The 13213-nt window shown below is 61.0% G+C and carries 15 protein-coding genes; 2 read left to right on the top strand and 13 right to left on the bottom strand.

What is annotated here, in order from left to right:
* Positions 1–185: 185 nt before the first annotated feature.
* The 10 genes from EQV97_RS15290 to EQV97_RS15245 form a co-directional block, all read right to left on the bottom strand.
* Positions 186–821 carry a hypothetical protein gene (locus EQV97_RS15290; RefSeq protein ID WP_045059485.1) on the bottom strand — a complete coding sequence of 212 codons (636 nt, stop codon included), beginning with the start codon at positions 819–821 and terminating at the stop codon, positions 186–188.
* A 93-nt stretch (positions 822–914) separates the two neighbouring features.
* Positions 915–2363, bottom strand: coding sequence for an efflux transporter outer membrane subunit (locus tag EQV97_RS15285; protein WP_122840805.1), 1449 nt, complete (start codon positions 2361–2363; stop codon positions 915–917).
* On the bottom strand, positions 2360–3247 hold the full coding sequence (locus tag EQV97_RS15280) for an HlyD family secretion protein (RefSeq protein WP_240889192.1): 888 nt from the start codon (positions 3245–3247) through the stop codon (positions 2360–2362). The genes EQV97_RS15285 and EQV97_RS15280 overlap by 4 nt, the downstream gene beginning before the upstream one ends.
* Entirely contained in the window at positions 3244–3453 is a 210-nt protein-coding gene (locus EQV97_RS15275; protein ID WP_045059488.1) for a DUF1656 domain-containing protein, read from the bottom strand. Before EQV97_RS15275 ends, EQV97_RS15280 begins: the two co-directional genes overlap by 4 nt.
* Positions 3450–5522 carry an FUSC family protein gene (locus EQV97_RS15270; protein ID WP_122840807.1) on the bottom strand — a complete coding sequence of 691 codons (2073 nt, stop codon included), beginning with the start codon at positions 5520–5522 and terminating at the stop codon, positions 3450–3452. The genes EQV97_RS15275 and EQV97_RS15270 overlap by 4 nt, the downstream gene beginning before the upstream one ends.
* Positions 5519–5947, bottom strand: a complete 429-nt coding sequence (locus EQV97_RS15265) for a MarR family transcriptional regulator (RefSeq protein ID WP_122840808.1) — start codon at positions 5945–5947, stop codon at positions 5519–5521. Before EQV97_RS15265 ends, EQV97_RS15270 begins: the two co-directional genes overlap by 4 nt.
* 115 nt (positions 5948–6062) lie before the next feature.
* Positions 6063–6344: a type II toxin-antitoxin system RelE/ParE family toxin gene (locus tag EQV97_RS15260; RefSeq protein WP_240889191.1), complete on the bottom strand. Its 282-nt coding sequence runs from the start codon at positions 6342–6344 to the stop codon at positions 6063–6065.
* Positions 6334–6579, bottom strand: a complete 246-nt coding sequence (locus EQV97_RS15255) for a type II toxin-antitoxin system Phd/YefM family antitoxin (RefSeq protein WP_045059492.1) — start codon at positions 6577–6579, stop codon at positions 6334–6336. Before EQV97_RS15255 ends, EQV97_RS15260 begins: the two co-directional genes overlap by 11 nt.
* Positions 6580–6657: 78 nt before the next feature.
* Complete coding sequence (locus EQV97_RS15250) at positions 6658–6903, bottom strand: DUF2789 domain-containing protein (RefSeq protein WP_240889190.1); 246 nt, start codon at positions 6901–6903, stop codon at positions 6658–6660.
* A gap of 118 nt (positions 6904–7021) precedes the next feature.
* Positions 7022–7483: a YbaK/EbsC family protein gene (locus EQV97_RS15245; RefSeq protein WP_122840810.1), complete on the bottom strand. Its 462-nt coding sequence runs from the start codon at positions 7481–7483 to the stop codon at positions 7022–7024.
* 200 nt (positions 7484–7683) lie between these two features.
* Between EQV97_RS15245 and EQV97_RS15240 the strand changes: the two genes are divergently transcribed.
* Positions 7684–8217, top strand: a complete 534-nt coding sequence (locus tag EQV97_RS15240) for an NfeD family protein (protein WP_240889189.1) — start codon at positions 7684–7686, stop codon at positions 8215–8217.
* A 2-nt stretch (positions 8218–8219) separates the two neighbouring features.
* Positions 8220–8978 (top strand): slipin family protein, encoded by a 759-nt coding sequence (locus tag EQV97_RS15235; protein ID WP_225571020.1) that lies wholly within the window; start codon positions 8220–8222, stop codon positions 8976–8978.
* Positions 8979–9157: 179 nt separating this feature from the next.
* Here EQV97_RS15235 and EQV97_RS15230 read toward each other — a convergent pair whose 3' ends face one another.
* From EQV97_RS15230 to EQV97_RS15220, 3 genes are all read right to left on the bottom strand, one after another.
* A complete protein-coding gene (locus EQV97_RS15230) occupies positions 9158–11623 on the bottom strand; it encodes a TonB-dependent siderophore receptor (protein WP_240889188.1) in 2466 nt (821 codons plus the stop codon).
* A 101-nt stretch (positions 11624–11724) separates the two neighbouring features.
* Positions 11725–12681, bottom strand: coding sequence for a FecR domain-containing protein (locus EQV97_RS15225; RefSeq protein WP_240889187.1), 957 nt, complete (start codon positions 12679–12681; stop codon positions 11725–11727).
* A complete protein-coding gene (locus tag EQV97_RS15220; RefSeq protein ID WP_122840815.1) occupies positions 12678–13187 on the bottom strand; it encodes a sigma-70 family RNA polymerase sigma factor in 510 nt (169 codons plus the stop codon). Before EQV97_RS15220 ends, EQV97_RS15225 begins: the two co-directional genes overlap by 4 nt.
* Between the last annotated feature and the right edge of the window lie 26 nt (positions 13188–13213).

The raw sequence follows: 13213 nt of genomic DNA, 5'->3' as shown, positions 1-13213 counted from the left end.
CTGGGTGGCCCAATGATTAAAGGTTAAAGAGTGTCCATGGGACTGTGCAGGGGGGGGAGAGTTTCGGCGCACATTAGATTGCCTTCGCGAGCAAGCTCGCTCCCACAGGTTCAAAGCGGTCGCTGTGGGAGCGGGCTTGCTCTGGGCGGCTTTCCGACGAAGGCGTTGGTCCGGCCACCACTGAATCAGGAATACTGCACTTCAATTTCATCGAGCTGATGGTCAAAACTCTTCAGCCGCGCGGTCCAGGTATACACCAGCACCTCAAAATCCCGATTGATCACCGCCCCACCCGTCACCTCCGCGCGCGGGTCGCAGAAGTCCAGCTGGTAACGCTCCCGGGCCATGGCGGTGGCGACATCGGAGAGCTCGCGGGCGTTGCTTAGCCAATGCCGCTCCTCGTCCGACACCTGCTTGTCCAGTGCCAGGCACTGCTTCTTCAAGGTTTCCAGGCTTTTTTCCAGCGGCGTGCCGGTCAGCTCGCCCATGACTTCCTGGAAAGTGCGGCCGGGTTGCCAGTAGCTGCCCCAGAAATAGCGGTCGAACACGGTTTCAACCCGGCGCAAAGCCACCTTGGTGTCCCAGATGAGCACCAGTGTCTTGCCTTGTTCGAGGTGTTTTTTCTTGATACGGGCGCCCTGAACAGAAGCCCAGGCGACCACCACAATCGACAGCACGGCGATCAGGGCCGAGGCACTGTCGAGAAATATCAGGGCCTTGTCGATCTGGTGGGCCAGCATGATGCCGTAGAAATAGGTGGCTGACAGCAGGACCAGTGCGGCTATAGCGCACCAGAAGCCGGGAGCATAAGGGTTTTTCATTATTTTAGTCCCCATGACCAACGCGAGCCTTGATCAGTGGACTGGCGTGGCTCGTGGCGCGTCAGCCCAACAAATCAAAGCATAGCAACGGCCTCAGGGTTTGCTGGAGTTCGAACCTTGCGTTCGTCCGCTTTCCCATCCGCCGCCCAGCGCCAGGAACAAATCGATCTGGCTCATGGCAACCTGGGTGTTCGCGGCGGCCAACTGCGCCCGTACGTCGGTGTAGGTCCGGGTGGCTTGCAGGTCCGCGAGGAACGACGCCCGGCCGGCCTGGAAGAAGCGGTGGGTCTGGTCTGCTGCCTGTTGCGCCGATTGTTCCGCCTCGGCCAGCGCATCGCGACGTTGCAGCAACGCGGAGTATTGGGCCAGGCCGGTCTGGGTTTCGCGAATGGCGTTGAGCACTACCCCATCGAAATGCGCCAGAGCGCCCTGGGTGGTCGCTTCGGCCTCACGAATGCGCGCCCGCGAGCCGTTGGACGGTACGGTCCAGCTCAGTAACGGGCCGAAGCCCCAGCGATTGGTCGCCGGCTTGCCGAGGTTTTCCAGGATGCCGACGGTTCCAACCGACGCGCCGATGCTGATGTCCGGGTACAGCTCGCCCGTGGCGATGCCAATGCCGGCGGTGGAGGCCGCGAGTCGCCGCTCGGCCTGCCGCACGTCGGGGCGGCGCTTGAGCAACGTGGCACCGTCACCCACAGGTAACAGTTGGGTAATTTTTGGCAGCTCGGCGCAAGTCGCCGTCCCGGCGGGCAATTGATCCACTGGCTGGGCGAGTAGCATCGACAGGCGGAACAAGCCCGCCTGACGGGCCGCCTCGTAGCGCGGCATTTCGGCACGCAGGGATTTGAATTGGGTTTGCGAGCGGGTCACCTGGGTTTCATCACCGCGTCCCGCATCGCGCAGCCGCTGTACCAGCGTGGTGCCCTGGGCTTGCAGATCCAGGGAATGCTGGGCGATTTCCTGCTCTTCGTTGGCCGCGCACACCTGGGTGTAGGCCCGCACCACATCGGCCACCAGGGTGATTCGTGCAGTATCGGCTGCCGCTTGAGTCGCGTCGGCATTGGCCTTCGCCGCCTCGATACCGCGCTGCAAGGTGCCGAACAGGTCGAATTGGTAGGAGGTGGTGATGCCAATATCGCCCACATTGGCCACCGGCACCTTGTCCGCCAGCAGGAATGCTTCGCCGGACTCCTGCAAACGCTGGGCGCCTATTTTCACACCGCCGCTCCAGCCGCCTGCCGCTTGCGCTTCGTCGACCTGTGCCCGGGCCCGGGAAATGTTCGCCGCTGCCACTCGCAGATCGGTGTTGGTGACCATGGCCTGCTGCACCAGTTGATCCAGGCGCGGATCCTGGTACAACCGCCACCAATCACCGGGCACGGGCGCGGAAACGACGTTCTTGTCGTTCACCGCCAGTTCGCCCTGCAAATCATCACGGTGCAGGGCGGCTTCGTCCGGCAGGTGGTAATCCGGCCCGACCACCTGGCAGGCCGACAGCAACATGCCCAGGCCGATCACCGCCAAACCCGAAGCCTTGCTCATTGCGCGGGCTCCTGTTGCTGATCCTCGATGATCGATACGGTGGCGGTACGCCCGGCGATCATGCGGAAGTCCGCAGGCACGTCATCGAAAGCAATGCGCACCGGAATCCGCTGGGCCAACCGTACCCAGCTGAATGCCGGGTTGACGTTGGGCAGCAGGTTACTGCCGCTGCTGCGGTCGCGGTCTTCGATACCGGCAACGATACTTTCGACATGCCCACGCAATCGCGAGCGGTCACCCACCACCCGGATATCGACGCTCTGGCCGACGTGAATACCGTCGAGCTTGGTCTCTTCGAAATAGCCGTCAATGTGGAACGAGTTGCTGTCCACCACCGACAACACCGGGCGCCCGGCGGTTACGAATTCCTGATGGCGTGGCGCCCGGTCGTTGACGTAGCCGTCCACCGGGCTGCGGATGGTTGAGCGATCCAGGTTGAGCTGGGCACTGTCCACCGCCACCTGGGCTTCCATCAACGCGACTTCGGCGCGGGCGACCCGGGACTGGCTTTCTTCCAGTTGCTCGCCCGGCACCAGGTTGCCCAGGCCACGGTTACGTTTGTGCTCGCGCTGCGCCTGCGCCAGGGTTTCCTGACGATCAGCCACGGCGGCCCTGGCCTGGCGCAACGCGAGTTTGAAGCGGTCCTGGTCGATGCTGAACAGCACCTGGCCACGCTTGACCAGCTGGTTGTCGCGCACTTCAACGGTCTGGATCAGCCCGGACACGTCCGGCGCGATCTGCACGATGTCGGCACGGATGTGCCCGTCCCGGGTCCATGGGGCGAACATGTAGTACATCACCATGCGCCAGACGACGACGACGGCGAAGGTCACGATCAGCAGGGTCAGCACCACGCGACCGAGGGTCAAAAAAGGTTTTTTCATGTCATCAGGTATCGACTGAGTGAGTCCACGGCGCCAAGTAGCAAGGCGTAGAGAGCCACGTTGAACAATGCCCGGTGCCAGACCAGACGGTAAAAGTGCAGACGCGTCAGCAGCCCGTGCACCAGCAGGAAAATCACGTAAGTAATGCCCATCAGCACCAGCAGCGTGGGCAGGAAAACACCGCTGATATCCAGATCACCGATCATAAAGGCGCTCCATCGATGCCATGGGGAAGCGGTTCTTCGAGTTCGCCCGTGCCGACAAATTCCACCCCCGGCAACAGTGCCAGGCGTAGCCCGCTCAGGGCGTGGAGCAAGTGCAGGCGCGCCCCTTCGTCACACTCGGTGGTGAGCGCACGGCGGGTACGATCGAGCGTCATCTGCAGGGCCGTCGGCGCGGGCAAGCGTTCGTCCGCCTTGAGGCAGGCCTTGAAGTAGGCGCCAACTTCCGCCACTACCTGGTGCAGCAGCGTCTGCGGAACGCCTGTGACCCGTGGCGTGTAGGCCAGCAAGTCGAGCAGGTTCAACGCCACGCGCACTTCGCGCAGGGCAATGCCGGTGTCCTGGCCGGTCATCGCCAGCCGCGGCAGGTGCTGCATGAGGCGATCGAGCATCTGCACGCCCAGGTGCCGATGTTCGGACAGGGTCGCCGGCTCGGTGAGGCTGACAATGTCGCGCCAGCTGAACCGGGTCAGGCGCTTGGCTGCCAGTTCCGCGCCGAATGGGCGGGCAATCAGGGTCCAGACGAACGCGAATAGCAGCCCGACCGGGCCGGCCAGATTGGAGTTGGCGAAGCTCAGGAAATCCGCGTCATAGGCTCCCTGGATACTGATGAACGACGAGGTGTTAACCAGCGTCAGCAACATGCCCAGGTAGAACTGCGGCTTGACCGTCAGGGTGCCAATGCAAATGAACGGGACCGCGAACGCCAGCACCAGCATCGGAAAGTCATGCAGGTTGGGCAGGACCAGAAACAGGTACAGGCTGGCGAACACCACCGACATCGCCGTCCAGAAGAAAAACCGGTAAATCTGCGGCGCCGGGTCGTCCATCGAGGCGAAGAAGCTGCACGCCACGGCCGCGAGAATCACTGCAGCGCCGCCGTCAGTCCAGCCGAGCAGGATCCACAGCACCGACGCCACGATGATCGCAGTGACCGTCGATGCCGCCGAATACAACATCAGCCCACGATCCAGGAACGGCGAGAGCCGGCCCAGGCGCCAGTGCCGATACACTGCGCGCCAGCTGTCCTGGCTTTCGCACTCAATGGCATGCTGCAGGCTGCGGCAGTCCTGCCACAGGTCGATCCATTCACCTAGGCGATAGATGGCATTGGAGAACAACAGTTGCCTGCGATCATCCAGCGCCTCGGCGCCAGGTTGCAGGGCTTCGAGTTGGTTTTTCAGGGCCTGCCAGCGATGCAGGTCGGCGTCCTTGTGTTCGAGCCATTGGGTGGTGGCCGCCAGCAACGGGGCAAATTTCTCCACCAGCTCGGGAGTACGCCGCTCCAGGGCATACAGCGCATCGTCCAGGGCATCAATCACGGGAAGCAGATGAATCATCCGCCCACGCAGCTCTTTGGTATTGCGCACGGTTTGTGGCCGGGCTCCCTCGTGGGGCAACTGGCCGATCATCAGTTCCAGGGTGTTGAAGGTCGCGACCATCGAGGCCCGCAGGGCGCTGACTTCATCGGGCTGCACCTGGCGATTGAGAAACCGCAGGCTGTAAGTCGAAGCGTCGGTAAACCATTTCCCCACCGAGTCGTTGAACACCGGCGCCAGCCGGCGCGGCCAGAACATCGCGCCAACCACCGCAGCTACTGCGATACCGAGGAAAATTTCCTCCGTACGCGCTTCGGCCACATCCCACACCGCCAACGGGTTATCCACCACCGGCAAGGCAATCAGCGGCAAGGTGTAGCCAGCGAGCATCAAGGCATAGCTGTTGGCAGTACGCAGGTGCAGGGACAGAAACAGCAACGTCCCGGTCCATAGCGCGATCACCACCACCAGTACGTAAGGGCTTTGCACGAACATCGGCACGAAGAAAACCGCTGCCATGGCGCCTAGAAAAGTCCCGACCGCACGGTACAGCGCCTTGGAACTGGTGGGGCCGACAAAAGGGCTGGAGACGATATATACCGTGGCCATCGCCCAATATGGACGGGGCATTTGCATGAGCATGGCGATGTAGAGCGCGATCATGGAGGCGGCAAACGTGCGAACCCCGTAGAACCAGTCCCGCGCAGGGGGCATGCCGGTAAAAAATCCGCTCACGAGCCAGTCACCGACGGCGCGTTCGCCGCTTCGAACGCCCGAAGCACCCGCAACGTGGCTTCCAGGTCACTCTGGTCGATGCCTTCGAGCACTTCATGACGCAAGCGGACCAACTCGGCTTCAACCGCCTGCACCAGCTCCCGCCCGGTTTCAGTCAGGCTCAGGCACTTGGCCCGGCGATCATGGGCATCTTCGGTACGCCGTACATAGCCGGAATGACAAAGCTGATCGAGCAAGCGCACCAGCGAAGGGCTTTCCATCCCCGCCGCCTGCGCCACCGTCACCTGACGCACACCCTCACCCAAACGCCCGATCATCAAGAGCGGGACGGCGCAGGCTTCGGAAATTCCATAATTGACCAGCGTGGTCTGGCAGATTTTGCGCCAGTGCCTGGCGGCTACCACCATGGCACTGCTGATGTTCATTTGGAGGGCGTCGAGGTTCTTCGGCACGAGACAATGCACACACTGTTAGTTTGCTAACTATCAATATCGCATTTGCGGGGAATGCTGGTCAAGTTTTGAAACAATTTGGCTGCGTTCAGCGTTTTCGAGCTCGCTCGTAGCCTTCGCTGCGCTCGCGCTTACCTACCGCCACAACTGAAACGACTACACGCTCATCCACTACTTGATAAACCAGACGATATCCCGATGCCTTCAGTTTTATCTTGTAGCAGTCAGACATTCCATGCAGTAGGTCCGAAGGTATTCGAGGCACCTCTAATCTTTCTGCCAGCTTTTGCTTGAATTGCTCGCGCAATGTGTGTCCCAGCTTGTCCCACTCCCTGCGGGCAGATGGCAGAAACTCGAGCTTATAAGTCATCCAGCGTTACCGGCACCGGTGTCTCATGAAGACGCGAGCGAACGATTTCTGCCAACTCGAGATCGTCGAGGCGTTCAACCATGCGTTCGAAAACATCCGCGGGAACCATGTAACCCATGACGCGATTATGATTGAGCACTGCGACAGGACCACCCAATGAGCCGTTCAGAACGGCTGAAGGATTTTTCTTCAACTCTGAAACACTGACAGCCATATCGGCTAGAACATTTTGCATAATTAAGACCTCTTTTAGGTCTTAATTCTGGTCTTTTTTCTGACGGCCAGCAACCCTGGAGTAACTTTTCTCTGCCTGTTAAGCGCCCCTTCCCTTTCTCAACAACACATTCAACTGGTCAACCACCTCCGCCCAGTCCGCATCATCCAGAATTTCGTCCCGCAGGAACGTTGCCTGGCTCTGGGTCCAGAAGAATGCGTCCGCCAGGTGCAGTTCCGGCTTGAGCGGCGAGTGGGTGGCGATGAACTGGTCGATGCTGACCGGATCGTCGGCCAGCCCCAGCTGCTTGAACAGAGAGGGCAAGCTATGTGTTGGGGATTCCATGTCAGGCTTCCTATGGTGATCAAGAAGTAATCGCGAGCAGACTCGTCCCCACAGTTGAGCGCATTTTCCCTGCGGGAGCGAGCCTGCTCGCGAATAGAGGTCGCTGACGCCGCAGAATTCAATCACTCACCTCGACTACCTGCGCGTGCGGCACCATTTTCAAGTACTGCGGCACACTCATGTGCAGCAGGTTGTTGTGATTACCCGCCTCCAGGTAGATGTCTTTTTGCCGCGTCAGCAACGGGTCGATGACCATGTCCAGGCCGTAGGACTCACCCAGCGCCGGCACCGCTCCGCGTTCGCAGTCATTGAACAGGTGCGCCAGGTTGCTTTCACGAGTGATCTGCCACTCCCCGCTGCCGCGGACCTTGCTCAAGTCCAGGTGCCGACTGGCCGGCAGGACGGCCATCAGGTAACGCCCATGGTGATCATCCAGGATCACCGACTTGGCCACTCGTTCGGCCGGAATACCGGCGACACGCGCGGTTTCCAGGCTGCTGGCCGAGTGAGGGTGACTGACGATGTCAAATTCGCAGTTGGCCTTTTCCAGGCTGCTCTGCACAGTTTTTGCCATACGCATGATGCACCTCGGTGTCCGCATGGATTACCCGCGGACGATGGTTAAACCCATTGGCTCCATTACAAAAGTCTAGGCCCGCCAAGGCGATCGCGGGGGAAATCCGCCCATCGGGCCAGTGTGCCGATTGATCAAAATTCATACAGTCGAGCCCTCGACTAGACTGAATACAGAGCCACTGGATGACGCTCCCGGAGGGTCACGTGAACACCCGTTGTTGTGCGACTGCATTATTCCTGGCGCTGAGCGGATCGGCTTTCGCGGCGGACCCGGTCGTGCTGCTGGGCGCCAACCCGATCGGCGTTTGGCTGATTATCTTCGGCCTTGGTTTCCTGATCGCTGAAGCAGCCCTGCCTAATTATGGGGTCATGGGCCTGGGCGGCATCGTGATGTTCGTAATTGGCGCGGTGATCCTGACCAATACCGAAGTCCCGGTACCAATGATGCTCGGCCTGGGGCTGGTCAGCGGGTTGCTGCTGGTCTTCCTGCTGGTGCGCGCCCTCAAAACCCGACCGCGCCACACCGTCAGCGGTGATGCCGGGCTGGTTGGCAGCGTGACTGCGATCACCGCCCTGCAGTCCGGCAGCAGCTTGACCGGCTGGGTTCACCTGCAAGGTGAACAGTGGCAAGTCCAAAGCGCCACGCCACTGCAACCCGGACAGCGGGTGCGCGTGGTGGCGCGCAAGGGACTAATGCTGCAAGTCGCCGCAGCTGATACTTCGCCGCCAGGAGAATAGCCATGGGTATGCAACTGGGTTTTGCCGCGCTCTTGCTGTTGCTGATCGCACTGGCGGGGTCGACCTTTCGCATCCTGCGAGAATACGAGCGCGCAGTGGTATTCCAGCTCGGTCGCTTCTGGCAAGTCAAAGGGCCAGGCCTGATCCTGCTGATTCCGGTGGTCCAGCAGATGGTCCGAGTTGATCTGCGCACCGTGGTACTGGATGTGCCGTCCCAGGACGTGATCACTCGCGACAACGTCTCGGTCAAGGTCAACGCCGTGCTGTACTTCCGCGTCCTCGATCCGCAGAAGGCCATAATACAGGTGGAAGACTTCCTGATGGCCACCAGCCAACTGGCACAAACCACCTTGCGCGCAGTGCTGGGCAAGCACGAGCTTGACGAACTCCTCGCCGAGCGCGAGCGCCTGAACATCGACATCCAGCAAGTCCTGGACGCCCAGACGGATGCCTGGGGCATCAAGGTCGCCAACGTCGAGATCAAGCACGTCGACCTCAACGAATCGATGGTCCGCGCCATTGCCAAACAAGCCGAAGCCGAACGCGAGCGCCGGGCCAAAGTCATCCACGCCGAAGGCGAACTGCAGGCCTCGGAAAAACTCATGCAGGCCGCCGAAATGCTCGGCCGTCAACCTGGGGCGATGCAGTTGAGGTATATGCAGACGTTGAGTTCGATTGCGGGGGACAAGAGTTCGACGATTGTGTTTCCGCTGCCGATTGAGTTGCTCAAGGGAATGGCGGATTTGTCTGGGAAGGGTTGAAGAGCCGGCCTCGGCAGATGCGGTTCCCTCGGGAGTGGGCTTGCTTGCGAAAGCGGTGCCTTAGTCAGCATGGATACTGAATGTGACGGCATCTTTCGCGGGCAAGCCCGCTCCCACAGGGATTTGTGGTGTCGATTCGAGTTGAGTCGTTCGAGCTCCCACAGTTTCTGCAATTTGCCTTACCAATCGTAAGTCAGGCTCGACACCACAGTCCGGCCATCGCCGTAGTAGCAATCCCACTCACTGACGCAACTGGCGACGTATTCCTTGTCCGTCAGGTTCTTTACGTTCAGCGCCAGCTTCACGCCTTTGAGGCGAAATGCCGAGGTGCCGAGGTCGTAAGTCAGGCTGGCGTCGTACACGGTGTAGGACGGGATCTGGAATGCGCCTTCGTAGTCATCGCCATAACTGCCGCGGGCATAACGCGCACCCAGGCCGGCGCCCAATCCTGACAAGGGTGTATCGCCGAGCAAGGTGTAGTTGACCCAGAGCGCGGCTGTCAGCGGTGGATTGCCCGCCGGGTGGCGACCTTTGCGGCCGTCGTTGTCCTTGGTGTACTTGATGTCGTTGCGCGACGCCGAAGCGATCACGTCCAGTGCCTCGGTCAGCTCTGCCTTGGCTTCGAGCTCGATGCCTTTGGAGCGTATGGCGCCGCTCTGGTTGCTGAACCCGGGGTTGCCGAGATCGGTGGTCAGGATGTTTTCCTGTTCCAGCTCATAAGCGGAAATCTGCACGAAGCTGTTCTGCCCCGGTGGCTGGTATTTCACGCCCGCCTCGTACTGCTTGCCGGTGGAAGGGTCGAACGCTTTGCCCTGGACGTTGGTGCCAGTGAGCGGCAGGAACGATTCCGAGTAGCTGATAAAGGGTGCCAAGCCGTTATCGAACAGGTAGACGATGCCGCCGCGGCCGGTGAATTTCTCATCCTTGCTGCTGGTGTGAGCGCCGCTGAGCGGTTGCTTGTTATCGGTCTCGGCCCAGTCGTAACGACCGCCGAGGACGAAGATCCACTGGTCGAGCTTGATCTGATCCTGGGCGTATAAACCGGTCTGGGTGATGGTGTTGTCCCAGCGATAGTTGTTGCCGAAATTCAACGGCTGGCCATAGGTCGGCGTGAACAAGGCGATGATCGGCGGGTTGTAGTCGTACAGGCCGTCGAACTTTGAATTGAAGTGGTAGTAATCAAGGCCGACGATTGCGGTATGGCTGAATGGACCGGTATCGAATTCGGCCTGGGCGATGTTATCCACACCGAAGACTTTGTTGTCCTGTTGCCAGTCCACGCCGTAGCGGGTCTGGTAACGCTGGTCGTTCTGCCCGGTGATGGGGTTGGTGACGAACCGGTAACCGTGCAGCGGCGCGGTGTAGTGGTCGTTGACACGGGCGTAGCGCGCATTCTGCTTCAAGGTCCAGACGTCGTTCAGGCGGTGGGAAAACTCGTAGCCGAACGCGTACTGCTCACGGTGGTAGTCGTTGACGCCGGGCTCACCGAGGAACAGGTCGCGGTCGATCTTGCCGTTGGGGTTGTCGAACAGCGTGCCGACTGCTGGCAAGCCCTGGGCCTCGGGCACGCCTTTGTCTTTCTGGTACTGGGCGAACACTGTCAGGCTGGTGTCTTCACTCGGCCGCCAGGTGAAACTGGGCGCGATGAACTGGCGCCGTTCTTCGACGTAATCGATTTCGTCATTGCTGTCGTTGGCCAGGGCGGTCAGGCGATAGAGGAACTTGCCCTCGTCATCCAGCGGGCCACCGAGGTCGATGGCCGCACTCTTATGGTCATAGCTGCCGGCCTCGAATTTGATTTGATGCAGGGGCGTTTCGGTCGGGCGCTTGCTGACCAGATTGACGATACCGCCTGGCTGATTCTGCCCATACAGCACCGACGCCGGGCCCTTGAGCACCTCGATCCGCTCGAGCGAGTAAGGCTCGATCTGCAGCGCACCACCGGTACTGCCGCCGCCATAGGGCAGGTGCAGGCCATCGAGGTACAACGGTGTAGGCGAGAACCCGCGCGAGGTCGGCTCATCGAAAATCTTCACCCGGTCAGAGAACCCCCCGCCCGTGATGCCCGGCGTATAGCGCAGGGCTTCGGTGACACTTTGCGCGCTGCGAGAGTTGATCTCGGCGGCGGTGACGACGTTGATGGTTTGCGGAATTTCTACCAGCGCCGCATCGGTCTTGGTCCCGGTGGCACTGCGCTTGGCAACGATGCCAGCGACCGGGCCCCAGGCATTTTCCAGCGCCTCGGTGGCATTCACCTGGGTAACGCCCAGTTGTAGCGGACCGTCTTGCGCGACGGCTTGCAACGACCAGCCGCCCTGAGCGTAAACGGCCTGCAAGCCACTGCCTGCCAGCACGCGCTCAAGACCTCGCGCCACATCGAACCGCCCCTGCAACCCGGTGCTGCGCTTGCCCGAGGTGAGCTGAGCGTCCACCGACAGTAGAATCCCCGCCTGACTGGCAAAACGATTCAGGACCTGATCGAGATTGCCGGCGCCGATGCTGTACTGGCGCACCTGGCTGACGCTTGCCTCTTCAGCCCAAGACAGGGACGGCAGCATCGGTGTAGTGGCCAGCAGGGTGGCGAACACGCCGCGGCGCATTACACCATTCAAAGGAAAAATCTTCTGTGTCGGGCGGTGTGGCATTCCGGAACTCCCCATGAGAATGCTTCTTGATTTGCTTTCAAGAGGTATCCCGAACGGGGGATGAAAACCGACAAGCATTTGGTTAATTTATTTTTTCAGCATCAGGCGCGACGTTTTACCGTCACCCAGTAACGGGTCACGGACTCGACATGCACCGGCAACGTGCGCTCGAGGGCGGCCAGCACCGCGTCGGTGTCATCGAGCGGGAACACCCCGGTCAACAGCAGCTGGGAGGCCGCCTCGTCGCAACGAATCCAGCCCGGTCGATAACGCGCCAGCTCGGCCAGGAAACGCCCCAGCGGTTGCCGCTCGGCCACCAGCCGGCCCTGGCTCCAGCTGCTGTCATCCGGATTTGCAGGTTGCTTGTGGCCCGCACCGTCGCTGCTGAACCAGAGGCTGTCGCCGGCATTCATGTGTGCGGTGGCGCCATGGCGCGGGCCGATGCGCAATTGGCCTTCGTACAGTTCAACTCGCGCCCCGTCGTCCATTTCACGCACCGAGAAGCGGGTCCCCAGCGCCTGGACATCGCCGCTGGCGGTTTCCACGATCAATGGGCGGATCGGATCGTGCCCACTGCTGAGCAGGATTTCGCCGCTGAGCAAGCGAATACGGCGCTCCTGCGCGGTGAAGCGCAGGTCGACTGCCGTGTTGCTATTGAGGTCGAGCCGGGTGCCATCGCTCAGGGTCATGTGCCTGATTTCACCGGTCGCCGTGCGGTGCTCAGCGAACGTCGAGCGCCAGGACACCTGGTTTTGCAGGAGATATCCGCTGCCGCCAGCCACCAGCAACAGGCCGAGCATTTTCAGCGCTGCCCGGCGCTGCGGATCGGGACTGTCTCGCAGCACCGCCCGAGCGCACCCTGCAGGTACCGCGCCGAAGGTTTCCTGCAGCTGCTGCAATCGCTGCCAGGCGCGCCGATGCTCAGGATGGGCGTGCTGCCAGTTGGAGAATGCCTTGCGTTGGTCCGCATCCAGTTCGCCGCCCCAATGCAGCATCAGCCATTCACTGGCCTGCTCGACGATCGCGGTATCGATCGGAGCATCAAGCGCACGGCTCATGATTCGTAGACCAACTGGTAGCAGGCAAGGATCGCCCGGGTCATGTACTTCTGCACCGAGCTGACGGTCACCCCGAGCCGCTCGGCAATCTGCGCATAGCTCAGGCCTTCGAATTGCGACAGCAGGAATGCCTGGCGTACGTTGTCCGGCATACGGTCGAGCATCGCGTCGATCTGGGTCAGGGTTTCGAGGATCAGGGCGCGAGTCTCCAGGGACGGCGACTCAGGCTCCGGCAGATGCGCGATGCTTTCCAGATAGGCGCGCTCGATCCGCAGCCGCCGCCACTGGTCGATCACCAGGTTGCGGGCAATCTGCGTCAGATAGCTGCGGCTCTCCAGCGGGCCGGGCAGGCGCCCGGATACCAGCAGGCGCAAAAACGTATCCTGGGCCACATCTGCCGCATGCTCACGATCACCCAGGCGCTTGCGCAGCCAGCCCTGCAACCAGCCATGGTTATCGCGGTAAAGACGATGGAGAGAGTCGTTGCCGTCAGTTGCTGCGTCCATGGGTGGTCTACGCGTGTGATTGATAG

The sequence above is a fragment of the Pseudomonas sp. TMW22090 genome (genome assembly GCF_022496665.1).
GTDB lineage: Bacteria > Pseudomonadota > Gammaproteobacteria > Pseudomonadales > Pseudomonadaceae > Aquipseudomonas > Aquipseudomonas gregormendelii.
This window is presented reverse-complemented; position numbering and strand designations above follow the sequence as displayed.